Source organism: Burkholderia sp. E168m23, assembly GCF_016586125.1.
Lineage (GTDB): Bacteria > Pseudomonadota > Gammaproteobacteria > Burkholderiales > Burkholderiaceae > Burkholderia > Burkholderia orbicola.
Window position 1 is genome coordinate 1 of record NZ_BCPP01000006.1, and the last position, 24342, is coordinate 24342.

Annotated in this window: 28 protein-coding genes; 12 read left to right on the forward strand and 16 right to left on the reverse strand. The window is 61.0% G+C overall.

The annotated features are described in order from the left end of the window. Positions 1-55: 55 nt before the first annotated feature. The 3 genes from JMF90_RS00620 to JMF90_RS00630 are packed head-to-tail and all read left to right on the forward strand — an operon-like array spanning position 56 to position 2525. On the forward strand, positions 56-1210 hold the full coding sequence (locus JMF90_RS00620) for a glycosyltransferase (RefSeq protein WP_041489443.1): 1155 nt from the start codon (positions 56-58) through the stop codon (positions 1208-1210). After that, the gene (locus JMF90_RS00625) at positions 1207-1767 is read left to right on the forward strand and encodes a hypothetical protein (protein ID WP_011548679.1); all 561 of its coding nucleotides are present in this window, start codon (positions 1207-1209) and stop codon (positions 1765-1767) included. The genes JMF90_RS00620 and JMF90_RS00625 overlap by 4 nt, the downstream gene beginning before the upstream one ends. Before the next feature lie 23 nt (positions 1768-1790). After that, complete coding sequence (locus JMF90_RS00630) at positions 1791-2525, forward strand: polysaccharide deacetylase family protein (protein ID WP_011548680.1); 735 nt, start codon at positions 1791-1793, stop codon at positions 2523-2525. A 132-nt stretch (positions 2526-2657) separates the two neighbouring features. On the opposite strand, the gene JMF90_RS00635 is transcribed toward JMF90_RS00630, so the two are convergent. From JMF90_RS00635 to JMF90_RS00665, 7 genes are all read right to left on the reverse strand, one after another. Next, on the reverse strand, positions 2658-3905 hold the full coding sequence (locus JMF90_RS00635; RefSeq protein ID WP_011694916.1) for a DUF3443 domain-containing protein: 1248 nt from the start codon (positions 3903-3905) through the stop codon (positions 2658-2660). Positions 3906-3910: 5 nt separating this feature from the next. Beyond that, positions 3911-4402 (reverse strand): DUF2844 domain-containing protein, encoded by a 492-nt coding sequence (locus JMF90_RS00640; protein ID WP_011694915.1) that lies wholly within the window; start codon positions 4400-4402, stop codon positions 3911-3913. A gap of 428 nt (positions 4403-4830) precedes the next feature. After that, entirely contained in the window at positions 4831-5556 is a 726-nt protein-coding gene (locus JMF90_RS00645; RefSeq protein WP_006480084.1) for an OmpW family protein, read from the reverse strand. Between the two features lie 101 nt (positions 5557-5657). Next, entirely contained in the window at positions 5658-7619 is a 1962-nt protein-coding gene (locus JMF90_RS00650) for an acyl-CoA synthetase (RefSeq protein ID WP_011548683.1), read from the reverse strand. After that, complete coding sequence (locus JMF90_RS00655; RefSeq protein WP_011548684.1) at positions 7616-8572, reverse strand: fumarylacetoacetate hydrolase family protein; 957 nt, start codon at positions 8570-8572, stop codon at positions 7616-7618. The genes JMF90_RS00650 and JMF90_RS00655 overlap by 4 nt, the downstream gene beginning before the upstream one ends. A gap of 36 nt (positions 8573-8608) precedes the next feature. After that, positions 8609-9679 carry a VOC family protein gene (locus tag JMF90_RS00660; protein ID WP_011548685.1) on the reverse strand — a complete coding sequence of 357 codons (1071 nt, stop codon included), beginning with the start codon at positions 9677-9679 and terminating at the stop codon, positions 8609-8611. A gap of 7 nt (positions 9680-9686) precedes the next feature. Then, positions 9687-11399: a bifunctional 3-(3-hydroxy-phenyl)propionate/3-hydroxycinnamic acid hydroxylase gene (locus JMF90_RS00665; protein WP_011548686.1), complete on the reverse strand. Its 1713-nt coding sequence runs from the start codon at positions 11397-11399 to the stop codon at positions 9687-9689. Positions 11400-11499: 100 nt separating this feature from the next. Between JMF90_RS00665 and JMF90_RS00670 the strand changes: the two genes are divergently transcribed. Continuing rightward, positions 11500-12279, forward strand: a complete 780-nt coding sequence (locus JMF90_RS00670) for a TetR/AcrR family transcriptional regulator (RefSeq protein WP_011548687.1) — start codon at positions 11500-11502, stop codon at positions 12277-12279. 237 nt (positions 12280-12516) lie between these two features. On the opposite strand, the gene JMF90_RS00675 is transcribed toward JMF90_RS00670, so the two are convergent. From JMF90_RS00675 to JMF90_RS00690, 4 genes are read right to left on the reverse strand one after another with little or no spacing between them, the layout of a single operon-like run. Then, on the reverse strand, positions 12517-13776 hold the full coding sequence (locus tag JMF90_RS00675; RefSeq protein WP_011548688.1) for an MFS transporter: 1260 nt from the start codon (positions 13774-13776) through the stop codon (positions 12517-12519). 6 nt (positions 13777-13782) lie between these two features. Further along, a complete protein-coding gene (locus JMF90_RS00680; protein WP_011694914.1) occupies positions 13783-14487 on the reverse strand; it encodes a 2OG-Fe dioxygenase family protein in 705 nt (234 codons plus the stop codon). A gap of 28 nt (positions 14488-14515) precedes the next feature. Continuing rightward, entirely contained in the window at positions 14516-15877 is a 1362-nt protein-coding gene (locus JMF90_RS00685) for an acetyl-CoA carboxylase biotin carboxylase subunit family protein (protein ID WP_011548690.1), read from the reverse strand. Positions 15878-15924: 47 nt separating this feature from the next. Beyond that, on the reverse strand, positions 15925-17115 hold the full coding sequence (locus JMF90_RS00690; protein ID WP_011548691.1) for a KamA family radical SAM protein: 1191 nt from the start codon (positions 17113-17115) through the stop codon (positions 15925-15927). 1384 nt (positions 17116-18499) lie between these two features. Between JMF90_RS00690 and JMF90_RS00695 the strand changes: the two genes are divergently transcribed. Both JMF90_RS00695 and JMF90_RS00700 read left to right on the forward strand, forming a co-directional pair. Beyond that, positions 18500-18655: a hypothetical protein gene (locus JMF90_RS00695; protein WP_175804046.1), complete on the forward strand. Its 156-nt coding sequence runs from the start codon at positions 18500-18502 to the stop codon at positions 18653-18655. 127 nt (positions 18656-18782) lie between these two features. Next, the gene (locus JMF90_RS00700; RefSeq protein ID WP_233633604.1) at positions 18783-19031 is read left to right on the forward strand and encodes a hypothetical protein; all 249 of its coding nucleotides are present in this window, start codon (positions 18783-18785) and stop codon (positions 19029-19031) included. Between the two features lie 247 nt (positions 19032-19278). Here the strand turns inward: JMF90_RS00700 and JMF90_RS00705 are convergent, their stop codons facing one another. From JMF90_RS00705 to JMF90_RS00715, 3 genes are all read right to left on the reverse strand, one after another. Then, complete coding sequence (locus JMF90_RS00705) at positions 19279-19563, reverse strand: hypothetical protein (RefSeq protein ID WP_011548693.1); 285 nt, start codon at positions 19561-19563, stop codon at positions 19279-19281. A 73-nt stretch (positions 19564-19636) separates the two neighbouring features. Then, positions 19637-19903: a translation initiation factor IF-1 gene (gene infA, locus JMF90_RS00710; protein ID WP_011548694.1), complete on the reverse strand. Its 267-nt coding sequence runs from the start codon at positions 19901-19903 to the stop codon at positions 19637-19639. A gap of 496 nt (positions 19904-20399) precedes the next feature. After that, entirely contained in the window at positions 20400-20603 is a 204-nt protein-coding gene (locus tag JMF90_RS00715; RefSeq protein ID WP_011548695.1) for a cold-shock protein, read from the reverse strand. Positions 20604-21326: 723 nt separating this feature from the next. Here JMF90_RS00715 and JMF90_RS00720 point away from each other — a divergent pair. Continuing rightward, positions 21327-21566 carry a hypothetical protein gene (locus JMF90_RS00720; RefSeq protein WP_011548696.1) on the forward strand — a complete coding sequence of 80 codons (240 nt, stop codon included), beginning with the start codon at positions 21327-21329 and terminating at the stop codon, positions 21564-21566. A gap of 68 nt (positions 21567-21634) precedes the next feature. After that, positions 21635-21874 carry a hypothetical protein gene (locus JMF90_RS00725; RefSeq protein ID WP_011548697.1) on the forward strand — a complete coding sequence of 80 codons (240 nt, stop codon included), beginning with the start codon at positions 21635-21637 and terminating at the stop codon, positions 21872-21874. A gap of 271 nt (positions 21875-22145) precedes the next feature. Here JMF90_RS00725 and JMF90_RS00730 read toward each other — a convergent pair whose 3' ends face one another. After that, complete coding sequence (locus JMF90_RS00730) at positions 22146-22406, reverse strand: hypothetical protein (RefSeq protein WP_011548699.1); 261 nt, start codon at positions 22404-22406, stop codon at positions 22146-22148. 162 nt (positions 22407-22568) lie between these two features. After that, on the reverse strand, positions 22569-22886 hold the full coding sequence (locus JMF90_RS00735; RefSeq protein ID WP_011548700.1) for a hypothetical protein: 318 nt from the start codon (positions 22884-22886) through the stop codon (positions 22569-22571). Positions 22887-22934: 48 nt separating this feature from the next. Here JMF90_RS00735 and JMF90_RS00740 point away from each other — a divergent pair, with 48 nt between their 5' ends. From JMF90_RS00740 to JMF90_RS39945, 4 genes are all read left to right on the forward strand, one after another. Beyond that, the gene (locus tag JMF90_RS00740; RefSeq protein WP_011548701.1) at positions 22935-23225 is read left to right on the forward strand and encodes a hypothetical protein; all 291 of its coding nucleotides are present in this window, start codon (positions 22935-22937) and stop codon (positions 23223-23225) included. A gap of 198 nt (positions 23226-23423) precedes the next feature. After that, positions 23424-23621, forward strand: coding sequence for a hypothetical protein (locus JMF90_RS00745; RefSeq protein ID WP_041489505.1), 198 nt, complete (start codon positions 23424-23426; stop codon positions 23619-23621). Positions 23622-23684: 63 nt separating this feature from the next. Next, the gene (locus tag JMF90_RS00750) at positions 23685-23957 is read left to right on the forward strand and encodes a hypothetical protein (RefSeq protein WP_027790088.1); all 273 of its coding nucleotides are present in this window, start codon (positions 23685-23687) and stop codon (positions 23955-23957) included. 48 nt (positions 23958-24005) lie between these two features. Beyond that, a complete protein-coding gene (locus JMF90_RS39945; RefSeq protein WP_027790089.1) occupies positions 24006-24293 on the forward strand; it encodes a hypothetical protein in 288 nt (95 codons plus the stop codon). Positions 24294-24342 lie beyond the last annotated feature (49 nt).

The following is a 24342-nucleotide window of genomic DNA, read 5'->3' on the forward strand; positions in this document are numbered from 1 at the left end:
GTCATTTCATCAGTATTCCTCTGAAATGATGGATCGACAAAAAAGCGGCATCGTGATGAACATTCTGTACACCAACTTCCACGGCGATTACGGCGGCGGCCAGGACACCTATGTCCGCGATCTCGCCGTCGCGATGAGCCGCCATCACCGCGTGACCGTGGCGTCGCCGGAAGGCAGCCGCCTGTCGCGACTGCTGAAGGACAGTCCCGGCGTGGCGATCTTCGACATGGAATTCAAGCCGCGCTGGAACCGGCTGTGCCGGGAGATTCTCCGGCTGCGCCAGCGGATCGCCGCCGAGCGCTTCGACGTGATCCACGTGAACGGGTCCGCCGATCACCGGCAGGTGATGCTGGCGCTGCTCGGCTGCCGGTATCGGCCGGCGGTCGTGCTGACCAAGCACAACACCTATCGCGCCGACAGCTTCGGCAACCTGCTGCGCGCCCGGCTGGCCACCGACCACACGATCGCGGTCAGCGACTACGTCGCCAGCATGCTCGCGCTGCGCTCGCCGTACGGCAACGTCACGGTCGTCAAGCACGGCGTGCGCCGGCCCGCTGCCGAACGACTCGCGGCCGACGAGATCCGCCGCCGCAAGATCGCGCTGTTCGGCGCGGCCGGCGCGGATGCGATCGTGCTGGGCAGCAGCGCCGGCACCGCGCCCGAAAAAGGCTGGATGGACCTGATCGCCGCGCTCGGCCGCCTGCCCGAAGCCGAGCGCGAGCGGTTTCGCGTGCTGCTGGTCGGCGCGGAGCCGTCCGGCGAGCAGCGCGCGCAACTCGCGCGGCACGGCATGGCGTCGCGCACCGCGTTCACCGGGCGCCTCGACGATGTGCGGGCGCCGTTCTCGATCATCGACGTGTCATTCGTGCTGTCGTACCACGAGAGCCTGTCGTATGCGTGCCGCGAAGCGATGTCGCTCGGCTGCCCCGCGATCGTGACGCGCGTGGGCGGGCTGCCCGAAAACGTCGAACCGGGCGTGGACGGCTGGGTCGTCCCGCCGCGCGAGCCCGCGGCAATCGAAGCGATCCTGCGCGCGATCGTGCAGGAGCCCGGCTGCGTCCGTGCGATGGGGCGCAGCGCGCGGCTGAAAGGCAAGCGCGAATTCTCGTTCGACGCGTTCGTCGACGCGACCTTGTCCGTCTATCACAAATCGATTCGACACAACCCCTACCGTTGGGTGACCTCCTTGAGATCGACGAAATGGCAATGAATATCTGGAAGAAGTACTGGGACCTGCGCACGCAGGAATGTCCGTGCGACGTGCACTTCGTCGAATGGCTGGAATCCGTGCGCCTCAAGGGCATCCGCATCTATCACTTCGGTACCGGCGGGCATCACCATGTCGGCGTCGAATGCGCGCGGCCGCATCTGAACAACACCGTCTTCGGCGTGACGGCATCGCCGAAGGAATACAAGTCGTACGTCGATCTCGTCACGCGGCAGCCCGAGGTGAGCAAGACCTACCTCGCGTATTTCGGCGACATCTATACGAGCAATTCGAACCTGCTGCCGACGTTCGACGTCGTCACGCTGTTTCATCTGTGCGAATTCCGCGACGAAGCGAACAGCCGCTACGGCGCGAAGACCGACGAAGCGGTGCTCGACCTGTTCGCGCGCCATACCGCACCCAATGGCCATCTGCTGTTCTACAAGGGCTCGTCGGCCTACCGGAAGGCCGAGCCGATCATCGCGCAATGGGCCGCTCGTGCCGATTTCGCCGAGGTCGGCGACTTCAAGACCCTGCGGATTTTCCGCAAGGCCGCGTAATCCCGCTTTCTTGCGATCTGCCGATGCTTACGCGCACCCCACGCTATCCGATCCTGATGTATCACCAGATCCGCCCGCTGCCGCCGCCGACCGACCGGCTGCGCAGCCTGAGCGTCGCCCCCGACGCGTTCCGCCGCCAGATGACGCTGTTCCGGCAGCTCGGCTACCGCGGCCTGAGCGTGCGCGAACTGCAGCCGTACCTGCGCGGGGAGCGGCAGGGCAAGGTCTTCGGTATTTCGTTCGACGACGGCTTTCTCAACGTGCTGACGCATGCGATGCCCGTGCTGGATGCGCTCGGATTCACCGCGACCTGCTACTTCGTCGCCGGCCGGTTCGGCGGCGCGAACGATTGGGACGCGGGCGCGCCGACCGCGCGCTCGCCGCTGATGACCTGCGAGGACATGCTCGCGTGGCGCGATCACGGCCATGAAATCGGCTCGCATACGCTCGATCACGTCGCGCTGTCGTATGTGCCGGCGCCTGTTTCGGCGTTTCAGTTGACCGAATCGAAGCGGCAACTCGAAATGCTGAGCGGGCAATGCGTCGAATCGTTCTGTTATCCGTACGGCGATCTCGATGCACGCGTGCGCGATCAGGTCATCGCTGCCGGTTACGGCAACGCGACGACGACCCGGCGCGGATGCGCCGGTGCGACCGACGATCCGTTTCTGCTGCCGCGGATTCCGGTCGCGGGCGGGGTCGGGGCTGTGAGGCTGTGGTTCAAGTGCATGAAGGGGCGAATGGCGGGGTGCCGATAAGCGCTTGAGCAGACCGACTGGACGGGCCGGTCTCACCCCGATCCAATACCCATCGCCTTCGGTGACTCAATTTCCGACCGATTGAAGACCAATGACAAGTATCTTGATCGGTTGCCGGCCCTGCTCAACGCATCAGTATGCGACGTAAGGCGCGGACTCGCCTTCCGCCGAACGATCCAGGCCAAAATAGATTGTCCGACCGTAAAAATAGGGCAGCCCGAGATCTAGCCAGGAGGACGATCCGAAGTGACCCGCGACGTCATTGAATGCATATGTCGAACTCCTCGAGAACAACGTATCTGCGTTTGCCACGGACAGGGAAATCATGCTCACCGTGCCGTCGAGCCCAACCAGGGTCGCGGCATAAGTGGTCGTCGTTGACGGGCAATAGAATTGCGTGTTCCTGGTACACGTAATCTGCGACGAGTCATCGAAGAAATTCGCATTTGATCCGGTATCGAAGAACGCTGTGACTTTCCTGGAAAGGAATGCTCCCGGCACATCACCCGTCGTCGTCGACATCAGCTTCGTGGTGGCACCGAATGCATTGTTGCTTTGCGTGCCGATGCCAAAAATCAACGAGCCCGTCGCGCTTTCCCGACCGTCTTCCGAAATCTGCGGCATTTGTACAATCACGCCGTTGTTGTCTACGGCAAATTGACCGACAGGATTGCTGATCTGTTGCGATAGCGGCACGGTGACTTGTTCACAACTCGAGTTTCCGTCCGCGCACGCGTAGTAGTTGCTCAACGACGCGACCTTTACACAGGGTGCGCCGCAATCATAGGGCGCCGGGCCAATTCCCAGAATGCCGTTTGCACCAAGAGCCGTGGCCGAGTTCGCCGATTCATTCCCGTTTGTACAGGAACTTGGCACGTTGTCCGTTCCGAGATCGCCGATGATCTGCACCGGCAAGGAACTCGCACGTTCATCGCCAATGGCAAGGTCAATCGTTCGAACCGTGCCCCACGTGTAACTCGAAACGAACTTGCCGCACTCGGAAAGCGTCGCTCCGTCGCTCGTGGTTGTTTTAGGCAGACTGCCGATAACGCTTGGAATGGCATCACGTACGATCCGCAAGCCATACGATGCCGTGTCGACGAGCACATTGGACACCACCTGGCAGCGTGACGTTCCGGGCGCACAAATCTTGATGTTGACGGTCGGAATGTTGACGACGCGTGCAACGCCTCGCGCAACCGTAATGATGGCGGTATTCCCAGTGTTGCCGTCCGATGCGCCAGAACTATTGGCGCCCGTTTCGCCGGAACCTGAATCGCCGCCGCCGCACGCAACGAGGAAAGCTGCCGAAACGGTCATCAAGCTGAATATGCCGAACCACCGGACGACCGCACGAAAAATGCTCATGATCATTTGCATGGGAGTTACAGGATATCGTTGCCGGTCAGGCCGGACGGAAGCGCGGGCGGCAACCAGGCTTGCCCGGAAAATGCCCCCATGTGCCCTCCTGTCTTGATCACGAGATTGCGCGTCGAAACGGATACCGGCGTACGCCAGCCACGACGTGCATGCGCGGCTTCGACGCCCGCGCTGTAATCGCGAAGATAATTGCCGAACACCGACGCGAGATCGGGAACCGTCGGCCCTTGCCACGCGACGCCGAAGACGATTCCGTCGCCCGATGTGTATTCGCGGATCACGGTTCCAGATTCGAGCGTGGATTCACGGACGATGTACACGGCGGGATTCGTCGTCAGGCCATCGGCCGCCCGATTCGCAGGCCGCATCACACGCACTTTCGCGGCATGATCGGCGGCGGACAGCGATATCGGCGCGCCGCCCAGTTCGGCGTACGCATGGGGCGTTGCCCATCCCGCGATGAGCGCGGCGGCGTAAACACAGTTAATCGACCTCACATCTCCCTCCCCGGGTAACACCCGCGTAAGACGGTTCGGGGCGCCCCCGCTGCGAGTTCGCTCCCTTGGGATCAAGTCACCCCCAACGCCGTCGTCGCCGAGAGCGGTAACCAGGTGCCCCGTGGGGGCCGGCCACAACATTTGGTGACATTAAACTCAATACTGATATTTTTGTCACTTATGCCGATAGAGTGCGTGCTCGAACATTCCTAACGTCGGTGTCACATTCATCATCGGCACCACGTGGGTCATATTCATCACTCGGGTTAGTCATCCTCAATGTTCCGGTCACACTCGACGCATGTCGCGAGCAACGCTCACGAAACGTCCGCGGTCAGGCCATGCGCCGCTGAAACTCGACGGCGATCGTCACGTCGCCCGCAGGGCGGCACTGCAACATGCGTGCGACGTGTCCTGGCCAATGCGGTTCAGAAGCGGTATCCGACCGAAAGGAACGTCACGATCGGATTGACCCGGAATTTGCTGGTGCTCGTGACCGTGCCGACGGATGACCGGGTAGTGAGCGTGGCGCGTGTCGATACCCACGAATACGCCACCGATGCGTTGATCGACCAGTGAGAATCGATGTTGTAGGTCAGGCCGCCGTTGACGACGGGCGCAAAGGAATTGCTGAGTGACACGGATGTCGGCCCCTCGAGCGCTGTCCCGACGGTCGGCGAGAAATAGATCTGGCCGGTGGAAACGGGGTTGCTGAGCTTGATGTTGCTGAACCACGTGTAGGTGACGCCGGCGCCCAGATACGGCCTGAACCGTGCATTCGGCTGGCCGAAGTAGTAGTTGAAGATGATCGCCGGACTCCAGGCCCGCGCGGTCCCCAGCTCGCCGAAACCGCTGAGCGTACCTGCGCCGTTCAAGTGCCATGTCGGCGGAAAACCCATGACCGTCGTCGCCGCGATATGGTCGGTCAGGAAGTACGTTGCGGTCAGGCCGAACGTATCGCCGCTTGCGATCTCCCCACCGCTGCCGGTCATCACTTGTGACTGGCCGAGCGCATTGACGGTCAGCGGATCAGCCGACCCCTGCGGCGCGAAATGGGACCAGCCGGCATTGACTACCCACTGGCCGGCTGATTGAGCATGCGCGCCAGAGATGGCCGCGACCAGTACGACGGTTCCTGCGCTGATTCGCTTCATGATTGTCTCCAGATTTTGGACAAGAAAAATCCCGTTTTTATTCACTTCGTATTCCGAATTTATTTGCTTACGTCAACCCCAAACATTCCGAGCATCAACAATCACTGATGTTCGGGTTCGACAGAAGTCGAAAAGGCAAACGGGAAGCGCCCCAGCACCGTATTGGTCTTCGCTATCTGCGCGCGATCGCTCAGCGCCACATGCAACGCGAGCCCGCGCGACGGGTCGTCCACCATGCTCACCCGCGCACCCTCGACGCCGGCATCCTTCAGCGCGGAGATCAGTGCGTCGAACGTCTCCCATCGTTTGAGTTCGGGCTTGAAGATCTTGCCGACCGCCGTGAGCGGCATCGCATCGACGATATGAATCCGCTTCGGAATCGCGGCACGCTCGCCGATCGAGCTGCGTATGAACGTGTCGAGCTCCGTCTCGGTTGCCGTTGCGCCGGCTTTCAACTGCACGTAGGCGACCGGCAGCTCGCCTGCATGCACGTCGGGACGTCCGACTGCCGCGGCGATCTGCACTGCCGGGTGGCGGTGCAGCGGTTCTTCGATTGTCGCCGGATCGATGTTGTGTCCGCCCCGGATGATGAGCTCCTTGCGGCGCCCCGTGAGCCAGAAGTAGCCCTGCGCATCGCGCCGCGCGAGATCCCCGGTGTTGAGCCACTGCCGGCCGTCGCCGAGATCGAGCCACAGGCTCTTGTTCTGATCTTCCTGAAGGTAGCCCGCGAACACGTTCGGCCCGGAAATCGTCAGCACACCGACTTCGTTCTCGACGCAATCGCGCACGTAGCGGCCGGCGTCGTCGAGTATCACCGCCTTCATCATCTGGCCAGGGATGCGCAAACCGATCGAACCGAGACGCCGTTCGCCGCCTGGCGGATTGACGCTGCTCACGCATGCGCCCTCGGTGAGCCCGTAACCTTCGAGAATCCGGACCCCGGTGCGATCCTGGAACGTACGGAATACTTCCACGGGCATCGGCGCGGCGCCGCAGAGCCCATACTCGAGCGAGTCGATATTCCGACCGTCGACGGGCACGTCGAGCAATGCCGAATACAAGGTCGGCACCGCGCTGAAGAAGTTGATCCTGTGGTGCTCGACGATTTCCCAGAATCGTTTGACGACGCCGTCGCCGCGATAGCCCTGTGGCGTACCCAGCACCACATGTGCGCCGCGCGAGAACGGCACCAGGCCCGTTGCCAGCACGGCATTGACATGGAACAGCGGCAGTCCGCAGAAAACGGTCTTCCCCGGGCCCATCCCGGCGCCGACGACCTGCCCGACGCTCCACGCATTGGCCACCTCGTTGCCGTGCCGGCGAATCGCGATTTTCGGCAATCCCGTCGTGCCGCCCGTGCAGAAATAGGACGATATGTCGTCGGCTTCGAAACGCCGGGGGATCAGCAGCGAATCGCCGGATTCACGCGACATCGCACGGTCGAAATCGTGGATCTCGATGTGGCGCGGAACGGCGCCGCGCACGCCCGCGCGCCCGTGCAACCGCTTGCATTCGCGACGCTGCATCGCGCGTGCGGCCATTCGGCGCCACCCCTGCACGCGCTCGGCCAGATCGATCAGGACGAGGCTTTGCAGCGACGGCACCTGGCTCAGGATGGGATGGATCTTCGACCAGATATCCGTTCCCGGAAAGGGCGCCAGCGTCACCAGCACTTTTGCGTTTGCGGCCTTGAGCAGCGATGCGATCGCCGGCCCCTCCAGCAACGGATTGATTGCGCATACGATCCCGGCCGCTTCGCCGCCCCAGATGACGAAATGCGTCTCCGGCAAGTTCGGCAGCACGTAGGCGACCACCGAGTGGCGATCGATGCCCAGGCGCGAAAACAGGTTCGCGGCCCGGGTGATATCCCGCAGAAGCGCCGAATAGGTCCAGCGCAATGGCTTGCGATGATCGTCCGCGCGCAGGAAAAACGATAAGGCCGGCGCGCTCGGGTCGATCGCCGCACCGCGGCCGATCATCTCGTAAGTGCTGGCCGGGAGGTCGTCGGGCGGCCCCTGGTTTTCGATCCGAAGCACGTCCGCTTCGGTTGCGATGGCGTTCATGCGCGCTCGTCCACGATTCGGTTGCGTTGCACACCGAGGTCGATCGCCCCGTCCCTGCTCCGGATCCGTGCTTCGACCAGATCCCCGGCCTTCAGGTACTGCGGGCGAGCGGCCTGAACCTTCGCGAACATCCGCCACTTCATGTGCTCGGGCAGCAACGCGGCAATCCGTTGCTTCGCCGGCGACGGAATGCTGAGCGCGCATCCGGACGGCGTGCCCGTTGCAAGCAAGTCACCGGCGTTCAGATCCTGAACACCCGAAAGCTCCGTGAGCGTTTCGGCCGGACCGTACACGAGGTTCCCGGTCGAATCGCTCTGCCGCACTTCCCCGTTCACGGTCAGTGTCAGTGTCAGCGCGCGCAGCCGCGCGATATCGCTTGCCTCCAGCAGGCACAGATACGGCCCCACCGGCCCGAACGTTCGATAGCTTTTCCCCTTGTAAAACTGCATTTGGGGAATCTGGATATCGCGTGCGGAATAGTCGTTGACGATCACGAGGCCGGCCACGTACTCGTGCAGGTTCTTGTCCGTGATGGCTTGCCGGGACGTGATATCGCGGCGAAGCACGAGCCCCAGTTCGATCTCGTAGTCGAGAAACCGCACATGTTGCGGCCGGATGACGTCGGAATCGGCGGCGACGATGCAACTGGTCGCCTTCGTGAAGATCATGTTGAACGACTTCGCGTCCGGGTTCATGCCGGACTCGATCATGTGCTGGCGATAGTTGGCGCCCTGGCAAACGAACCGTTGATTGCGCGTGACCGGCGACAGCCACTCGACGTCCGACTCGGAAATCGTTTCTCCACCGAGCGCGGCGAGTTCATCGATCCGATGGGCTCGCACGAATTCGCCAGTGGTCGAGTAGTCGCCCGGTATCGGTGTGATCCGGTGATTCCTCACCACGCCCCATTGGGCGCGCCCCTGATGCCGGTAGTGCAAGACGTGCAATGCCATGAAGATGCCTCGAACAGGTCTGAGTGAAGATGAAGGTCACGCAAACAGCTTCGCGAGCGTGCGCAGCTTCGCGAACGTGACGTCCGGACTGGTCCGGAGGTTTCGGATGAGCGATGCGATGCTCGCCGCGGTGATCTTCGGTTTGGTGAAGCTGCGCGGCATCCGGGGGCCCCATTGCGACATCGCTTCACGGCTGACTTCGTGGATACCCGTCGCCACGTCCGCCGTGAACATGTCCCCATCGCAATAGTGTTCGTGCTTGTCGCCCCAAGGGTCCTGCCAATAGTCGAAGACCTGGCTGCCGAGAATGTGGCGCCCCATTCCCCATGCGTGCGTCCATCCTCTTTCGCTCAGCACACGCTGCCCGACCCCCACGGCATCCGCGTCAACCAGCTCGAATGCCGAGTGGCTGTACAGCGCTGCGAACCCCTGTGCCAATGCCAGGGTATGGTGATCGGCGGGTGTCGCCCCGCGATCGAGTCGCAGGAACGCGACGGCGGGCGAGCCGTCCGGCAACACCTGAACGTCGCTCGGGATGAAGCCGAAGTGAGACGTGTACCACGCGCAGGTCGCCTGGAAATCGGCGAGTTCGAGCACGACATGACCGAGGCGAATCACTTCCGGCACTTCCAGCGGCGGACGCTGGGTATCGTTCACGCGAACGATGGAATCGGGCGAGTTGAACGGTAACGCCGACCGGTGCGGCAGGGCGCCGGCCCGCGCTTGTCCCGCGACTGCGTCGACACGAAAACCCGACGGATCGACGAGCGTGACGCGATGCCCGCCACCGGGCCACGGCGACGGCTCCACGTCCGACGCGCCCGGCACGTCGGCAAGCTTGCGCAGTGCGTCGATGCCGTCGACTTCGAGCCCGAAGCCGACGAAGCGGTTTTTTTCAGCCCGCCGGACGACGTAGCAGAACGGTGTCGCGGCCGTGCCCCGAAGGAACAGATGGTCGCCGTCACGGGATACCGTCCGCAGGCCGAAATCGTTGAGAAATCGTTCGGCCCGCTCGAGATCGGGACGCTCGAACATCAGATAGGAAAGCGCCCGGGCCTTCGTCGTCGGCTGGGGACTCCGTGCGGGTTGTGCAGTAGTGAGCTTCATGGGGGCCTCAGGAAATCGGCTGGGCAATGTGATCGGTCAGCGACGACAACGACGTGCGCGCACCAAGCAATCGCAGGGATTCAAGAACGAGACGGGTCGAGTCGGCTACCGGGCCTTCGTGCAGGACCGTTTTGTCCGGCCGAATCACGGCCGCCCAGCCAAACCGCACGACACCCGGCATGAACGTACCGTCCAGGTCTTCCCATCCGTCGTTGTCGATGCGATGAAGGCGCTGCCCGCGGTGCACGACCCGCACCACGACGCCACCCGCTGCAATGAACGCGGCTCGTGCGCTGGCGTCGAGCTCGACGCCTGGGTCCCGTCCGAATCCGATCAACGCGAGACCGCTACCGAACACGTCGTCACTCAGGTGGATCGCGCCATCGTGCTTGCGCAGCCATCCCTGCGGCAGCGCCGCGCCGCGTACGAGCCGCGTGGATGAATGGCCGGGAACGAACAGACCGCGCCGGAACGCATTCTTCGGCTTGATCCCGAGCTCGTCGAAGTGATTCCGTAGCGGCGGAACGAGCCGTGTCAATCGCATCAGACCATGCGTGAACAACGCGATCCCGGCATTTCGCGGCATCACGAGCTTCCCCATGAATTTCGCGACGCCGATCATCGCCTTCGCGTGCGGCCGGCGTTCCCGATCGTAGGAGTCCAGAATTTTCTGGGTTGCGTGGCCTTTGACGACCCACGCCAGTTTCCAGCCGAGATTTGCGGCATCGCGCAGACCGGCGACGAGCCCCTGGCCAGCGAACGGCGGAGTGATATGGGCGGCATCGCCTGCAAGAAAAACGCGTCCTTTGCTGAAGGCCCTGACGGTTCGGGCATGAAAGCGGTACACGGCCTTGCGTTCGATCACGATGTCATCGATGCCGCCCCACGGCGCGAGCAGCTCGCGGATGCGTTCGTCGGATTCCATTTCCTCTCGCGTCTCGCCGGGATGGAGCATGAATTCCCAACGCTCGCGCCCACCGGGAGCGGTCATATGAGGCGTCGGCCGCCGGTGGTCACAGATGAACTCGACATGGTCGATGGGTCGGCGCACGTTTCGCGCGTCGACGATCAACCAGTCTTCCGCGAACGTCTTGCCTTTGAAATCCTGTCCGATCAACTGGCGCACGATCGAACTGGCACCATCGGCACCGACGACGTAGCGAGCGCGCACGACGTGCCGCGCGCCCTGCCCGCCGTCGAGCGTGGCGGCGACATGATCGGCGTGCTCGTCGAGCGAGACGAGCGTCACACCCAGCGCCATTCGGGCGGTGCGGTGCGCGGCCAGTCGGGCACGCAAGCATCGCTCCAGGTCCGGTTGATAGAACGTCACGAGCTTCGGATGGCCATCGACGCTCCCCAGCGTATTGATGCGCCCGAACTCGCCGAACCAGGGAGAGCGCATCCGGACGTACGGGATCGCCACCGTATCGAGGTCGGCTTCGTTCACCCCGATGTACTGCAGGATGCGAAGCGCGTCGTTGTCGAGCGCGATCGCACGCGGCGCCATGAAGATCTCCGCCGCCCGGTCGACGACAAGCACACGCACGCCATCCCGGCCAAGAAGCGCGCCGATCGCCGCGCCGACGGGGCCGCAGCCCACCACCAGCACGTCTACATCCGATGGCAAGTCGCGGCCGCCGACACAGCTCGCGTTGTCGTTGCCTTTATGGACGCCCGGCTCGCACGTCAGTTTTGTCTCCACCACCGTTCCGTCTCCCATTCTCGGGACTGGCCACTACCGGCCGTCTTGATGACATTAAAGTCATAACTGATAACTTTGTCAATTTTGACGTTCGAACGTATACTCGAACACCGAAACCATGCGCACGCCGATGCCCAACACTTCTTCCCGTCGCACCAGAACACCGTCGCCGGCCGTCTCGAACGGGCAAGCGCCGTCGAGCCCCGAGGTTCGCGAGCCGCGGGGCGCGCGCCGCAAGCGCGAGACGCGCGCGCGATTGCTGGATGCCGCCTTTGTACTCATGGCGCAAAAGGGGATGGAAGGCGTCGCGATCAATGAAATTACGGAAGCCGCGGACGTGGGTTTCGGGTCGTTCTACAACCACTTCGAATCGAAAGAGGCGATTCATGCCGCGGTTCTGGAAATCGTGTTCGAGGAGTTCGCGGATACCCTGGACCGCATCGCAGGCAGCCTCACCGACCCGGCCGAGATCATTTCCGTGTCGCTGCGCCATACATTGCTGCGAGCCAGAAGCGAGCCGGTCTGGGGACAATTTCTCCTGCGCGAAGGGTTGTCCATGCGAGCGCTCAGCCGCGGCCTCGGACCGCGGTTGTTGAGGGATATTCAGAAAGGCATCGTCGCCGGGAGATTCTCGGCAAGCGACCCGCTGATGAGCGTGATTACGGTCGGGGGCGCGGTACTGACCGCCATTGCGATCGAGCTCCGATTCGATGCGGACGAGAAGCCGGTTACCGACATGTTGAACATGATCGGGTACAGTCAGAACGGCTTTGCCGAGCGTGCAGCTTCATCCCTGTTGCAGACGCTGGGTGTGCCGCGAACTGAAGCGACAGAGATTGCGAATCGCCCGTTGCCGCCGGCTGTGACGTCTGCGCCCGAGGAGTCGCCGGAGCGCTAGCGATCTATCGTTCGTCTGGGATAGGTAGAACCCTGCGGGTACCTGCGTAGCGCTGACGGCCGTCGTCACCCTGTGCCGGCCGCGCAGCGCGGGGGCATGCAGGCTCATGACCTCACCGACGGCAGGGCAGCGGCGGAAGCCTCTTTGATTGTTCGACGTTCGCGCTCGTCGGCCCGTTGTGGACGCTCGGAGAAGATGCCTCGGGTCGCCTTGACGAACCAGAGAAAACATCCGGAATCAGTCGATCTGCCCGACCGCTGCCCCCTGCGCCAGCCGTCTTTTGACGCCCACGAACGCCACGCCGGCCAGCGCGATGGAGCCACCATAGAACAGCAGTGCCGTCACGTCCATTCCGAGCCGGGAGAACACGAACCCGACCGCCAGCATGCCCAATCCGAGGCCGGTGCGCTCGGCAACGTACGAGATACCGATCACGCGATCGCGCGACGCGGCCGGCGTCGACTGCAGGAGCGAATAGTAGATCGTCTCCGTGGCGGCGTCGAAAATGCCCGCCAGCAAGACGAAGCCCAACATGCCCGGCATGCCACGCACCTCGAAGACGCCGAGGAAGCACGCGAAGGTCAGGATCAGCAACGCGATGAAATACGGCTCGAGCGGCTGGCGACGCGATTCGAGACGCTCCAGCAAGCGCGGCGTCACTGCCGCGGAAACGAGCCGTCCGACACCCCACACAGCCATCAGCCAGCCGTATAGAAACGCGGGCTGAATCGGGTCGAACAGCTGCGACCTGATCGGGAAGCCGACATTGTGCGTACCCGAGCCGAACGCTTCGACGAAGCGCGCGCCGATCACCAGCATCACGATGACCGACAGATAGCGCGCCGCGCGCGGCAGTGCGCCGGCCTCGGCCGCAGCGCGCGTCTCCTCGGCCGGTCGATGCCGGCGCGGCATGTTGCCCACCAGCATCAGAAATGCGATGGCGGAGATCGCGAACGTGATCGAATCGATCAGGAATACGCTCTTGTAGGCCAGGTACTGCGTGATCACCGATGCGAGCAGGCTACCGCCGACCACCGACACCCCATCGGTCGCACTGAGGATCGCATTGAAACGATGCCGGCCCTCCTGCCCGACCATTTCCGGAACCTCGGACATGATGGACACCCGGTAGATCCCCTGGAAAAGGCCGATGAAGAACGGCACGAAATAGATGAGCGACGCGTCGGCGGCACGCGACGACATCGCCAGCACGCCGATCGCCAGTGCACTGCCCGCTTCCGCGGCGAAGATCAGGGTACGGCGGGAGAACCGGCTCAGCCGCGGCACCGCGGCGCCGCCCGCGACCGCACCCAGCAGACGCGACGCCATCGTCAGGCCGAGCAGCGCGGCGGAGCCCGTGACCTCGAGCGCGTAGGTCGCCAGAACGATGCTGATCATCGTCGAACTGATGTCCGAGATCGTCTTGAACGACAACCAGACGTACAACTGCGCCAACGAAGACGAAGCGCGTTTTTCTAGAACCAGCTCGGATTTCATGGCAGCTCATCTCGCTGAGGAAAAGGAAATCAGCAACATGTCCCGGAACGCGAGTTCGTCCGGGTTGGCTTGCTGAACGGCATTGGCACTGTGGTACAGCACGGCATCGTTCACGATCACGGTATCGAGGAAATCCGTCAGCGGCCGTGCGAACAAGGGAACGGTGGAGACTTTCGACGCGTGGATCTCCGATACGACCGGCCGGATATTGCGACTGTCGATGAAATGCATGAAGACCCATTCCAACCCGTCCTGGTGAATCCCCGATGTGGTCGGACTGACCTCACCTTGTTCCGCAATGATCCGGAACAAATGTACATCGATCTTGTACTCCCGCCCCGCAACCAGCCGCTCCCCGAGGATGGCGATGTCGACGTCCAGCAACTGGCGGAGAATCGCACTTTCTATGAAGGAGTCCTCGGCATAGGTCAAGCGATTGACGCCTGGCACGTAGTCCACATCGTAGGTCGCGGTTGGCTCGAAATTCGTGTTCCGGTCAATTTCCAACGGTTGGCCCGGCTTGAAGCGATACAGCAGGAAGCGCCGTTCGCGTCGCGTGTAGCGCTTATAGTTCTCGTCGACGACAAGGCGCTCCCAGTGGCGCTTGAACGCAACGACCTCGTCGCCATCGCAGCGAATCACGCCGTGGAAGCGTGGTGCATGGCAATAGCCGTTGCGATTCAACTCGTCAATGACGGTATCGATGGACATCGTGTCTCCCGTGAGTCGAGCCATTCGTTCAGGAAACGATTTCCGGCTCGAGATCGCGAACGATCCGGTCATAGAGATCGATCGCATGATCGCGCCCATTCACTGCCGCCCAGCCCTTCAGCAGATAATTTTCCTCGATGTCCGCCCGGACCTCGCTACCGACCGGGCAGGCGACCTTGCATTCGATGATCGCCGGATCGCCGACGACGGAATCGAGCCCGCGGATTCCGTTGAATGTTCCGCTCGCCTCTGGAAACAGCGCGAACATCGAGTAATGCTGGCGCCCGTCCGCCGCGCGTTCGCAGGCGCTTCGCAAGCGTTCGTGCAGCCCGGAAGCCCGCGTCAGCATCCGCAGATAGAGCTCGTACGGGTCGAGGCCCGCGATGTCCTTGAGCGCCGCGTTCACATACAGTCCGCCGAGCCGCGGATTGACCTCGATGACAATCGGGCCGGTCGGCGACAGACGGAACTCGAGGTGCACGATTGCGTTGCGCAGGCCGATCGCTTCGAGACAATCGATCGCATACCGCTTGATCTCGGCAATCGCGGGCGCCGGAAAGGACACCGGCGGCGAGATCAGCAGGTTTTCCAGCACCGTGCCGCGCTTCTCCGTCAGGATCAGCTTTTCGTTGATCAGCACCGGATAAACCTGATCGTCGACGATCACGCATTCGACGCTGCCTTCGACGCCGTCGATGTACTGTTCAAGCAGAATGCTCTTGCCCGGCTCATAGTGAACCGGGGCGCCGTCACGGGCGTGGACGTCGTGCGGCATGCCGTAGTAGTCCGAAACCACTGCCTGACCATGTTGCGCGGTGAATCGCTGATAGTGATCGCGCAATTCGTTCCAGTCGCGACACTTCGCGGTAAAGGCCGAGCCCGCGCCGTAAGGCGGTTTCGCGATCAGCGGATAGCCCACTGTGTCGGCGGCTTCTCGCAATGCGTCGACATCGCTGCACATTGCGTGTCGAATCGACCGTACCCCCCGTTCCTCCAGCGCCGCACGCATCAGGAATTTGTTGTTGCAGGCGGCGACGGCCGCCGACGGAGAATGGACTCGGCCGGTCATCCGGCAAACCTCGGCGACCACCGCGCCCACTTCCCCATAGGCCGACGCCTGCCCCGCATAGCAAAAGACGGCCTTTACGTCATAGTGCGCGTCCAGACGCTCGAGCAATCTCAGCAGCGACTCGACGGAAAGCGAATCGAGCCACCACGTGTCGTCGCGCGCCGCGCCTGCATCGCCGTCCATCGGCACGTGCCGGCGCACGACGGCCGTCAGGCACGCGAGACCCATCTTGCGAGCGACCTCGAAGTGATAATCCCGATAGCTGGTCAACGACAGCAAGGAGCCCTCGATTTGCACAAACAAAACCGCGTCTTGTCGCATGTTTTCACCTGGATGAGAAATCAGTCCGCACACCGCTCAGCGCCCGTTCAGCTGTCGATCCAGTCGCACGTTTCGCCCTGCCAGTTGACGAACCGGTAGATGCGTTGTTCGCCGGTTTCTACAAACTGCGGGATGTCGCCCTGGCCTTCGAACAGCGGCACCGTAAACTTTCCTTTCGCATGAGGCAGCACATACTCGGGCATCGCAACGTTCGAAACGCGCCGCTTCAGTCGGTTCATGATGCGGATGGCGTCGCGGATCGAGGCCTTGTAGACCGACGCGCCCGGCGAGAACGGCATGAAGTGATACAGGTAGTACGGTTTGACGCCGCGGCGATACAGTTCGATGAAGAGCCGATGCAGCGTCTCCTCGTCGTCGTTGATGCCGCGCAGGAATGGCATGTTGGAAAATACGATCGGCACCGCCGACCGAATCCGCTTCACTGCGTCCGTGAAGGCCGGACTGAGTTCGTCCGGATGGCAAACGTGAACGCCGAATGCGTTCACCCGATGCCGTTCGAGCATTGCGACCAACTGATCGGTGACCCTGTACGGATTGAAGGTGAGCGATCTGGAGTGAATCCGGATCAGGAGATCGCGTCCGACGTCACGCAGGGCGGACAGATGCTCGTCGAGCTTGGCGTCGGAGAGCATCAACGGGTCGCCGCCGCTCAGAATAACTTCCTCGATTGCCGGATTCTGCTTGATATAGGCCACGCTTTCGCCGAACGTGTCCCGGCTGGCGTTGGTCTTTTCGCTATTGACTTCAAGCGTGCGGAGCGCCTCGAAGCAGAACTGGCAATACGAATTGCACGTGTTGACCATGCGCAAAATGACGCGATTGTCGTACTTGTGCTGACAGATCGGCGTCTTCATTTCATGCGCCAGCTCCCAGTTTTCCGATTCGCCATCGTATCCTCCGACGATTTCGTCACTCCAGAACGGAACGACCTGACGCCATAGCGGATTCCGGACGATGTCGGCGTCGGTGTCGCCCTGCGATTCGCGAATCAAGCGGAGGTAATAGGGCGTGATCTGTAGCTTGCGGCCGTTCAGGTTGCTTTGAATGTGCGAACTCAGTTCGTCAGACCAGCCCCCACAGGCCTCGCGTAGCGATGCTTCCTCCCGGATGGTGTTCCGTTGCTGCCAGCGCCAGTCGCGCCATTCGGCCGACGCGACATCAAAACTCCGATAGTTGTCCGAATATTTTTTTTCGCCACCAGAATTTCCAATCAACATTTTACTCAGCCCTCTCTAGACCAACGAAATGCGATCAACGTATCGTTACGCTCATGAATTCAACACGACCCATGATCCGGGCGCCGGATAGAAAACCATCGACACCACACTCAACCGGAATACGGTCTATACAACACTAAAAAATGCAAATTCATCAAAGCATAAAAGCATCGAGCACGGGACATCTGAAATATCCCATCGAGCCATATCGTCGATATAGTTACGCGATGCAGAAAGCCCAAGCCACAGTACCGCTCAACAAAGAAATATGGACGCAACTCTGCTCAGCCTACTCACGAACATGGAGAGGCATCGATTAAATATTTCGCAGAAATTTATTTGCTTTCGCTTCGGCGTGCGAAAACGACAGTTCCCGCTCCCCGTCCGATCGCGATTCATGCGAGCTATTACGTCCGTGCAAGATCATTTCGCGCGGCGGCCAAGCCAAAGGAATTTGAAAGATTTCCCGTTCTGGATATAAGCATTCCCGATTCGACGAGTCTCAATCCTAAGTTAACAAATTTAAATAGCGCAAGAAGAATTTCACTAGCCATCCATAACAGTCCCTCCCACACGTCTACTTTGCCGGACGCCTCTGTCGTGCTTTCAATTGGGAAACGCACATACAGCTCGCATTTTTACAATTACCAATCGACATCATTCGATACTCAAGGAATTGCGCACCTCGTAAAAACATCAGGTTTAACCCCTGCCTAGAAAATAGAATATTCAGCTTCTCCCAAATTTTGAAAATACCCCTCGTCGATGCGGCTTTGAATAAGCCCAATATCGAGCTCATCCGGGCATCATTTCTTACAATTTGATAGGCAAGTTGCCACCTTTCTGAATGCGGGTGTGCGTGGATAGGCCGGACGCGTGTCGCAACGCGCCCGAAATGTAGAGACGTCCGTCCCAAATGAAGAGGAAGTATCCCTGCTGCGCGAGCCCCTGTGGGATCTCAGAAAAGATGTCATTGGCACCCTATATAAATCAATGGCTTGGACATCTTTTTTGAGACGATCACATGCTCACAGTCTCAGAAAAGGTGTCCTTGGGCACGGAAATTCTCAGAAAAGTTGTCCTTGGAAGCATCGCTTGCCTGCGTTGGCGCATTCCGTTGGAACCGAGCGGTGAATGCCGTCGATCAAATCTGCACGACATCCCGACCGAAACCTGTTCGCCTCATCAGTCACAGCTAAGGCCTGTGCCCCAGATCCTTGGATATGGGGCGCGACCGATCAGGTGGAGGTCGAGCGTACCTTCCCCAGGATCGTGCATGTGGATGCGGTTCGTCCGCGCGGCGTGGCGCAGGACTTGTGAATCCTTCCCCCAAGACGCCTAGAATTCAGTCATGGCTGCATTCCACATTCACAAGGAGGCTGTCATGACTCAGTCGATGATTGGTTGGGTGGTTGGTCTTGCGGTGGTCGCGGTGGTTGCCGTCGCGTTGGCGCGCCGTTACCAGAGCGAACATTCAAGTATGGAAGTCGTTCAGTGGCTGGACTCCCATCACTTGGGGTGGATGCATCGCAAACATTGACCTCTCGGCGCTGGCGGCGATAAACCCGCCTTGCCGAAGTTTACCGGGAGCCGAGCACACGGATGCAGGCGGGCGGGTGAAGTCTGTCATGTCGTTGTCTCGCCAGGGGCTTGGCAAGGAAGGCATCATGGATGATGAAGTGTGTACGACCCACACGCACGTGGCACGCCTTCGCGTGATGCAGACCACGTCTGGGCGCTATCGCGGAATCGTCCACTTGCACCGCATCGGAGAGGATCCAGGCACCTCTGATCAACACGATACCGAAGGGGATTTTGCATCGGACGCGGAGGCGCGCGACGCCGCACGAACGCTCGCACGCAGATTGCTCGAAGAGCAAATCCAGGGGCACGAAAGGGCGCAAGGCATCGATTGAATCTGCGTCGGCGGCCTGGTCGTTACACAACGTCGATCGGCAACGCGACGTCCATCAGCCCGTGGCGCGCCAGTCGCACAATGCGGCCGCTCGTCCGTTGATCTGCCTTGAGAGCACGGGACAGAAAGGAATGTCGGTTTACGACGCGAGTTTCCCGTTGACCGGCAGCATGGCGTCGGCTCGCGCAATTTCAGATCGGGACGCACGTCTCCGATTGACGCGCGCTGCTGTTCAACAGAGAGCTGTATCAAAGAACTGCGTCGAACGTCCAATGTTCGCTTCGGTTCTGATCGATGATGTCTTCTGCGTAACGTTGCGAAGCCCGGCGTGCGTCACCGGCACTGGCAAACGGCGAACCGTCGACAAGCTTGAAGGTCTGGCTCCGGGTCAGCGTGGTGTCAGTGCCGCGCAGGCAAACCTTGACCGCCGCGTCGAAACCGGCTTCGTAGTTGTGAGCACGGCCAGAGCCTGTGTGAAAGTGAGGATAAATCAGCGGATATATTTCGAATCCGCGATAGGTACGCATGCTCATGATGAACTCCTGGTGATTGACGGCGACGAATTGCGTAGACGAGCGCAATCAATCTTCTATCGGCGCTACGTGGTTAGCGTCGAACAAATCGGTTTCGGGGCACACCGGGCGAAGCCCGTTCGTCTTTGTGCCGGAAATTGATACACCCTTTGGTGAGGTCATAGACCGACAATTCCAGCTTGACCCGGTCGCCAGCGAGAATACGGATGCGGTGTTTGCGCATGCGGCCCGATGCGTACGCCGCAACGACCGCGCCGTTTTCCAGGGTGACGCGAAACCTGCTGTCCGGGAGCACCTCATCCACGACGCCGTCCAATTCCAGCAATTCTTCCTTTGCCAAATCAATTTCTCCAATCAATGTGACGTGCCGCAATCGCGGCGGCGTGAGGATATCCGGTCCCCGACAGGGAGCGGTTTGCGTGCAAATATCGAAAACGCCCATGCGTGGGGGGCGCGTACCGACGCGACATGCGGGCCGCGCCTCGTCCGGGTGTTAACGTGCTCGTTATCGCGTCTCGGTGGAGCGCTTCTTGCCGCTCGATTTGGTGGGCGCAGAGGGTGCCTTCGGTGGCACCCAGTTCAGCGCCGCGCCGAGCACCGGCCAATCCCTGGCGCGCCGTGGTCTCGCGAGTGATCTTTTGTTGCGCGATTGACTCTTGGTCAAAGTTACCTCGGTATGCGTCGATCGCGAGCTCACGATGAATGAGCCGCCCGATCGTTCGCCACCGGATGCGCCGCATCCCCCACTTTCTTCCTTGGGGTGTACGTCTTGAGGCGAAACGGTATCCTCAGCAGGACTGTGGGCGCCTGCGCGCGGGACCGATTAATGATGTGGATTACTGAGGAACGATGTTCGAAGCCTGCAGCCCCTTGGGCCCGTTCTTCGTCTCGTAGCTGACCTTTTGACCTTCGGCCAGCGTCTTGAAGCCATCGCCGCGAATCTCCGAGAAGTGCGCGAACAGATCATCGCCGCCGCTGTCAGGCGTGATGAAGCCAAAACCCTTGTTGTCGTTGAACCACTTGACGGTACCGGTATCCATGGAAATTCTCCTGATATTGGACAAATGTATGCGCCCCGATAGGGGAGCACGAAAAAGGATCAAGGAGGGAGAGGACAACGAATACCGCGTTCCGCGGTCAGTGATGAGCAGCAATCGCGCTTCTTGAAGGCTTCGGACACTCACCCTACGCGGGGCCAAACACCGTGTCAAGCTGTTTCGGTCGGCGCATTTCGGGTGGCGGCGCAAGAACACGCCGCGACCGGCGAGGCTCGCCCCGGTTGTAAACCCTTGGCGCCGTGGTTTTGATTTGCTTCGAATGTCTAATTGAAATTTCGACGATACCGTCATGGCGCCCTCTCCCCGCGTATCGGCGATTGTTCACACGCGGCTGAGCCGGTCCGTCCCGCGCCCAATCGGGGCGGCATGCCATGCGGCGGTTCGCGCAGAACTTTCGCTGTACAAGTTCGCCAATGGGCGTAGGATGGATCTGTTGACTGACTCACTACCGATTCCCGCGCCACTCGAGGCGCCCCCTTCCGAACGTGATTGGGCCTTTCATCGAAACCGCGCAATGCGGACGAGCGCGCCGCGTATCGGCTGCGTATGCGAAGCGCCTGATCGATGCCTGTCTACAGGACACGAGCGTGTTGGATAACGCGTCCTGATCCCTTCCTCGGTCCATCCCGATTCTGCGTCCGCGGCGCCGCCACAGACTCAAACACGCCTGGCGCATGGCGCGCCGGCAACGTCGGGAGGCTGGATATGAACAGGAAGGACCTATTGAAGTGGATTCGGTGCGATGGTTCCGGTGTCATCGAACAGTTCCTGCCGTATGACGCTCGTGCCGAGATGGACGGCGTCATTCTCGATCGTCGTCATGAAATCGATGAGGATGCCTTTCTGATGTTTTTCTCGATCCGCGCGCTGTTGCGCAAAGGCGGAATGGCGAGCTGCGAATCGGACCAGGAAGCAGGCCAGATCATGGCACTCCTCAAGCTTTGACTGTTCTGGTCGCGACGATACGCTTCGCGGTGGCCACGTGCCCCGCAGCAACTGAAGGAGGAAGGAAAATGCAACTCGACTCAACCCGATTCCATATCGACCCGACACCGCGCAGGGCCGACGGGGAATACATGGCACACGCGCGGATCAGCATCGATCGTGCAGACGGCAGTGAGTGCGACGTTCAACTGAGCGGAGATCTGGCTGGCTTCGACGTGCGCGAGGATGCGATTGCCTTTGCGAAAAACTGGGCGCACGAATGGCTCGACGCGCATTTGGTCGACGATCTCCTCGCGTCGATGAATTGAAATTCGGGTGGCACGCCAGCCGCCCGAGCAATCAGGGCGTCGCCGGGATCGAGGCCGACGGCAATACATGCTGCTGCCAAAGCAGGCAGACACGGTGCCGAAGGTCGGTCGAGAGGATGGCCATCCCTGGAGGGCCACAGACCAAGGCAGCAAGCACGCCCTCCAACGGACTCATCACCGCCAGATCGGGCCGCATGCGTTCCGCATCCTCGAAGTCCGCGACTCTCGTGAGCCGAACTTCCTCCCAAATGCGGCGCGTCGCGTCGGGATATCATTCCAGTCGGTCGAAGGCACCCGCGTCGAGATCTTTCCTGAAATGCTGTAGCCAGTCGCTTTCGTCGCCGATCACGTATTCCTTCGTAATCTGCGTCGAGAGCCTGGTGATGGTGACATAGCCCTGTAGACCGAGGTTCTCATCCCCCTTCGGGTCGGTCGTATCCGTTTCCTGAAGATCGAAATCGCCCTCTGCCAAGCCACGACGCTCCAAGGTCGCCAGAAAGTCTCTGTGTTCATCCGGTTCTATCAGCTGCATATCCGGCCCCCTCGTGTTCAGCGGAGATGTCGCACGGCTCGATGTCACGGGGCCGACGGCACGCGTTCGAGCGTTGAAATCATGCACACCGAACTCATGCGGAATACCTCACGATCCCCCACATACGGCGCTACCGGGAAGCAAGCGTCATCGCCTGCAGTTTTATCGTCTGGGTCCTTTCATGCTTTCCGACTCCATGGCCGCATTCCGCTCCTCGCTCGCCTCGATAGGGTCCATCGCTTCGTCAACCGATGCCGTTGCGCGCTCGGCGGCAGCTTTGGTTTCGTCCTCCGCGGAGTCGACATCGCTGTTGCCGTCACCCGGGGGTAGCAGCATGTCCTCGAGCATCGCGCTCAGCTCCGGCGTGTCCCATGGCAGGCCACGCCGGGTTCGGAGCTTTATGTAGTGTTTCACTTCCGCGTCCTGCTCCGCAGTTAGCGGCAGCCGCCGGAAGGTGCTTTGGGGGTCGGAGTCTGTCATCGCTGTCTCCTCCTGCTATAGCGTCTTCAGTGTAGTCCCATTGCGACCATGAGAGTCGTGACCGAAGCGGTCATTCGTCGAATCAAATGCCGTGCGTCGCTGCGGGAGGCAACAGCCGGCCATCGGCTGTCGTTGGCTGCCTACGTCACCATGACATTCGATCGGCCGATTCCGTCAGTCAAAGGACATTCCGTCCATTCAATGCTGACTGATCATGTAGGAATGCGAATTGACATGGCCATGTACTCAGACGATATTGGAGCGAAGCTGACCAGCGACGGCCCATGGCTGCAACTGGCCGACGCGGTTCACGGGATGCATCGGCGATGCGGGCAATGACATGGCGCACGTAGCGCCTTAACCGATTCATATGTGCGTAGCATGTTGACGTCAACGGAACAGGACACCTGATCGAACCGCTACCGGCCGGCTTCGGCTTGTGGCTGCGGGCACGCCGGAGAGCGAACATCGAGCGTGCGAAGGAGTAGGGGCAGACGCCACCGATCGCCTATGCTGGAAGCTCACGAGGAGCCGACTATGACGCCACATGACGTGATGATGATTTTCGAGCGGAGGAACGCAGAGGGAAAGGCAGCCGCCGATCTGGATCATGCTTGCGCCGGATTCGCTGGCTGGTTGGCGGAGGCATGGAGTCGATTGAGTGAGGATGAGATCGCAGTTCTGACGTCGATCGGCGCCTCGCTGTATCGCGAGGGGTATGCGAGGCGGTACTAGGCAGGCTCGGGGGCCAGCGCGAATATATGGGCGGAACGGACCGAAAGGGCGTATAAAGTTCGAATGACTATCCCCTCCGTTACCGCCGAGTCGGTCCTGGGCCTGTTCCGGCTCATTGCCGGGAGGGAGGAGCGCCGGACGTCCGGCGAATCGGCAAGGATGGCGGCGCTCCAGGCTCTTGCCGAGCAGCTTGCACGCAACCATCAGGCAATGACAGAAGACAGTTGGGATGCAGCCGTCCGTGTTGGCGGTCTGCTGTTGCGAGCGGAAATGATCAACAACGACGCTGACACGGTGGCGCTTGACCTGCTAAGCCGGCTGCGGCGGCGGAAATGAAAAGCTCGTTCGAGCGTATAGCAAGTCGCCCCCTGCGGAGTGGCCATCATGTCGACACACCTGCTTCTTCTCTACAAGGGGTACGAACTTCATCCCCTCGTCTTCGCCCGTACATTCAGTCGCTTTGACGGGCATTCTCGTTACGCCGAAGGGTATGACATTGCGGTACGGATATGCCGCCCAGGCGCGATAGCAACCTCCGCCGCGAGCCGTATTTTCAGGCTAGGCCAACCGCATACATACTCCGACTTTGGTATGGCAAGGCGTGCCGCCCGGCAGCAGGGAAAGGACATCATCGACGGAAAGGTGAGTGGAGCTTCGGTCATCGACATGTAGTTCGGTCAAACGCAGCGGTCGGCCAAGACGACGACGCGAGAAGCTGAAC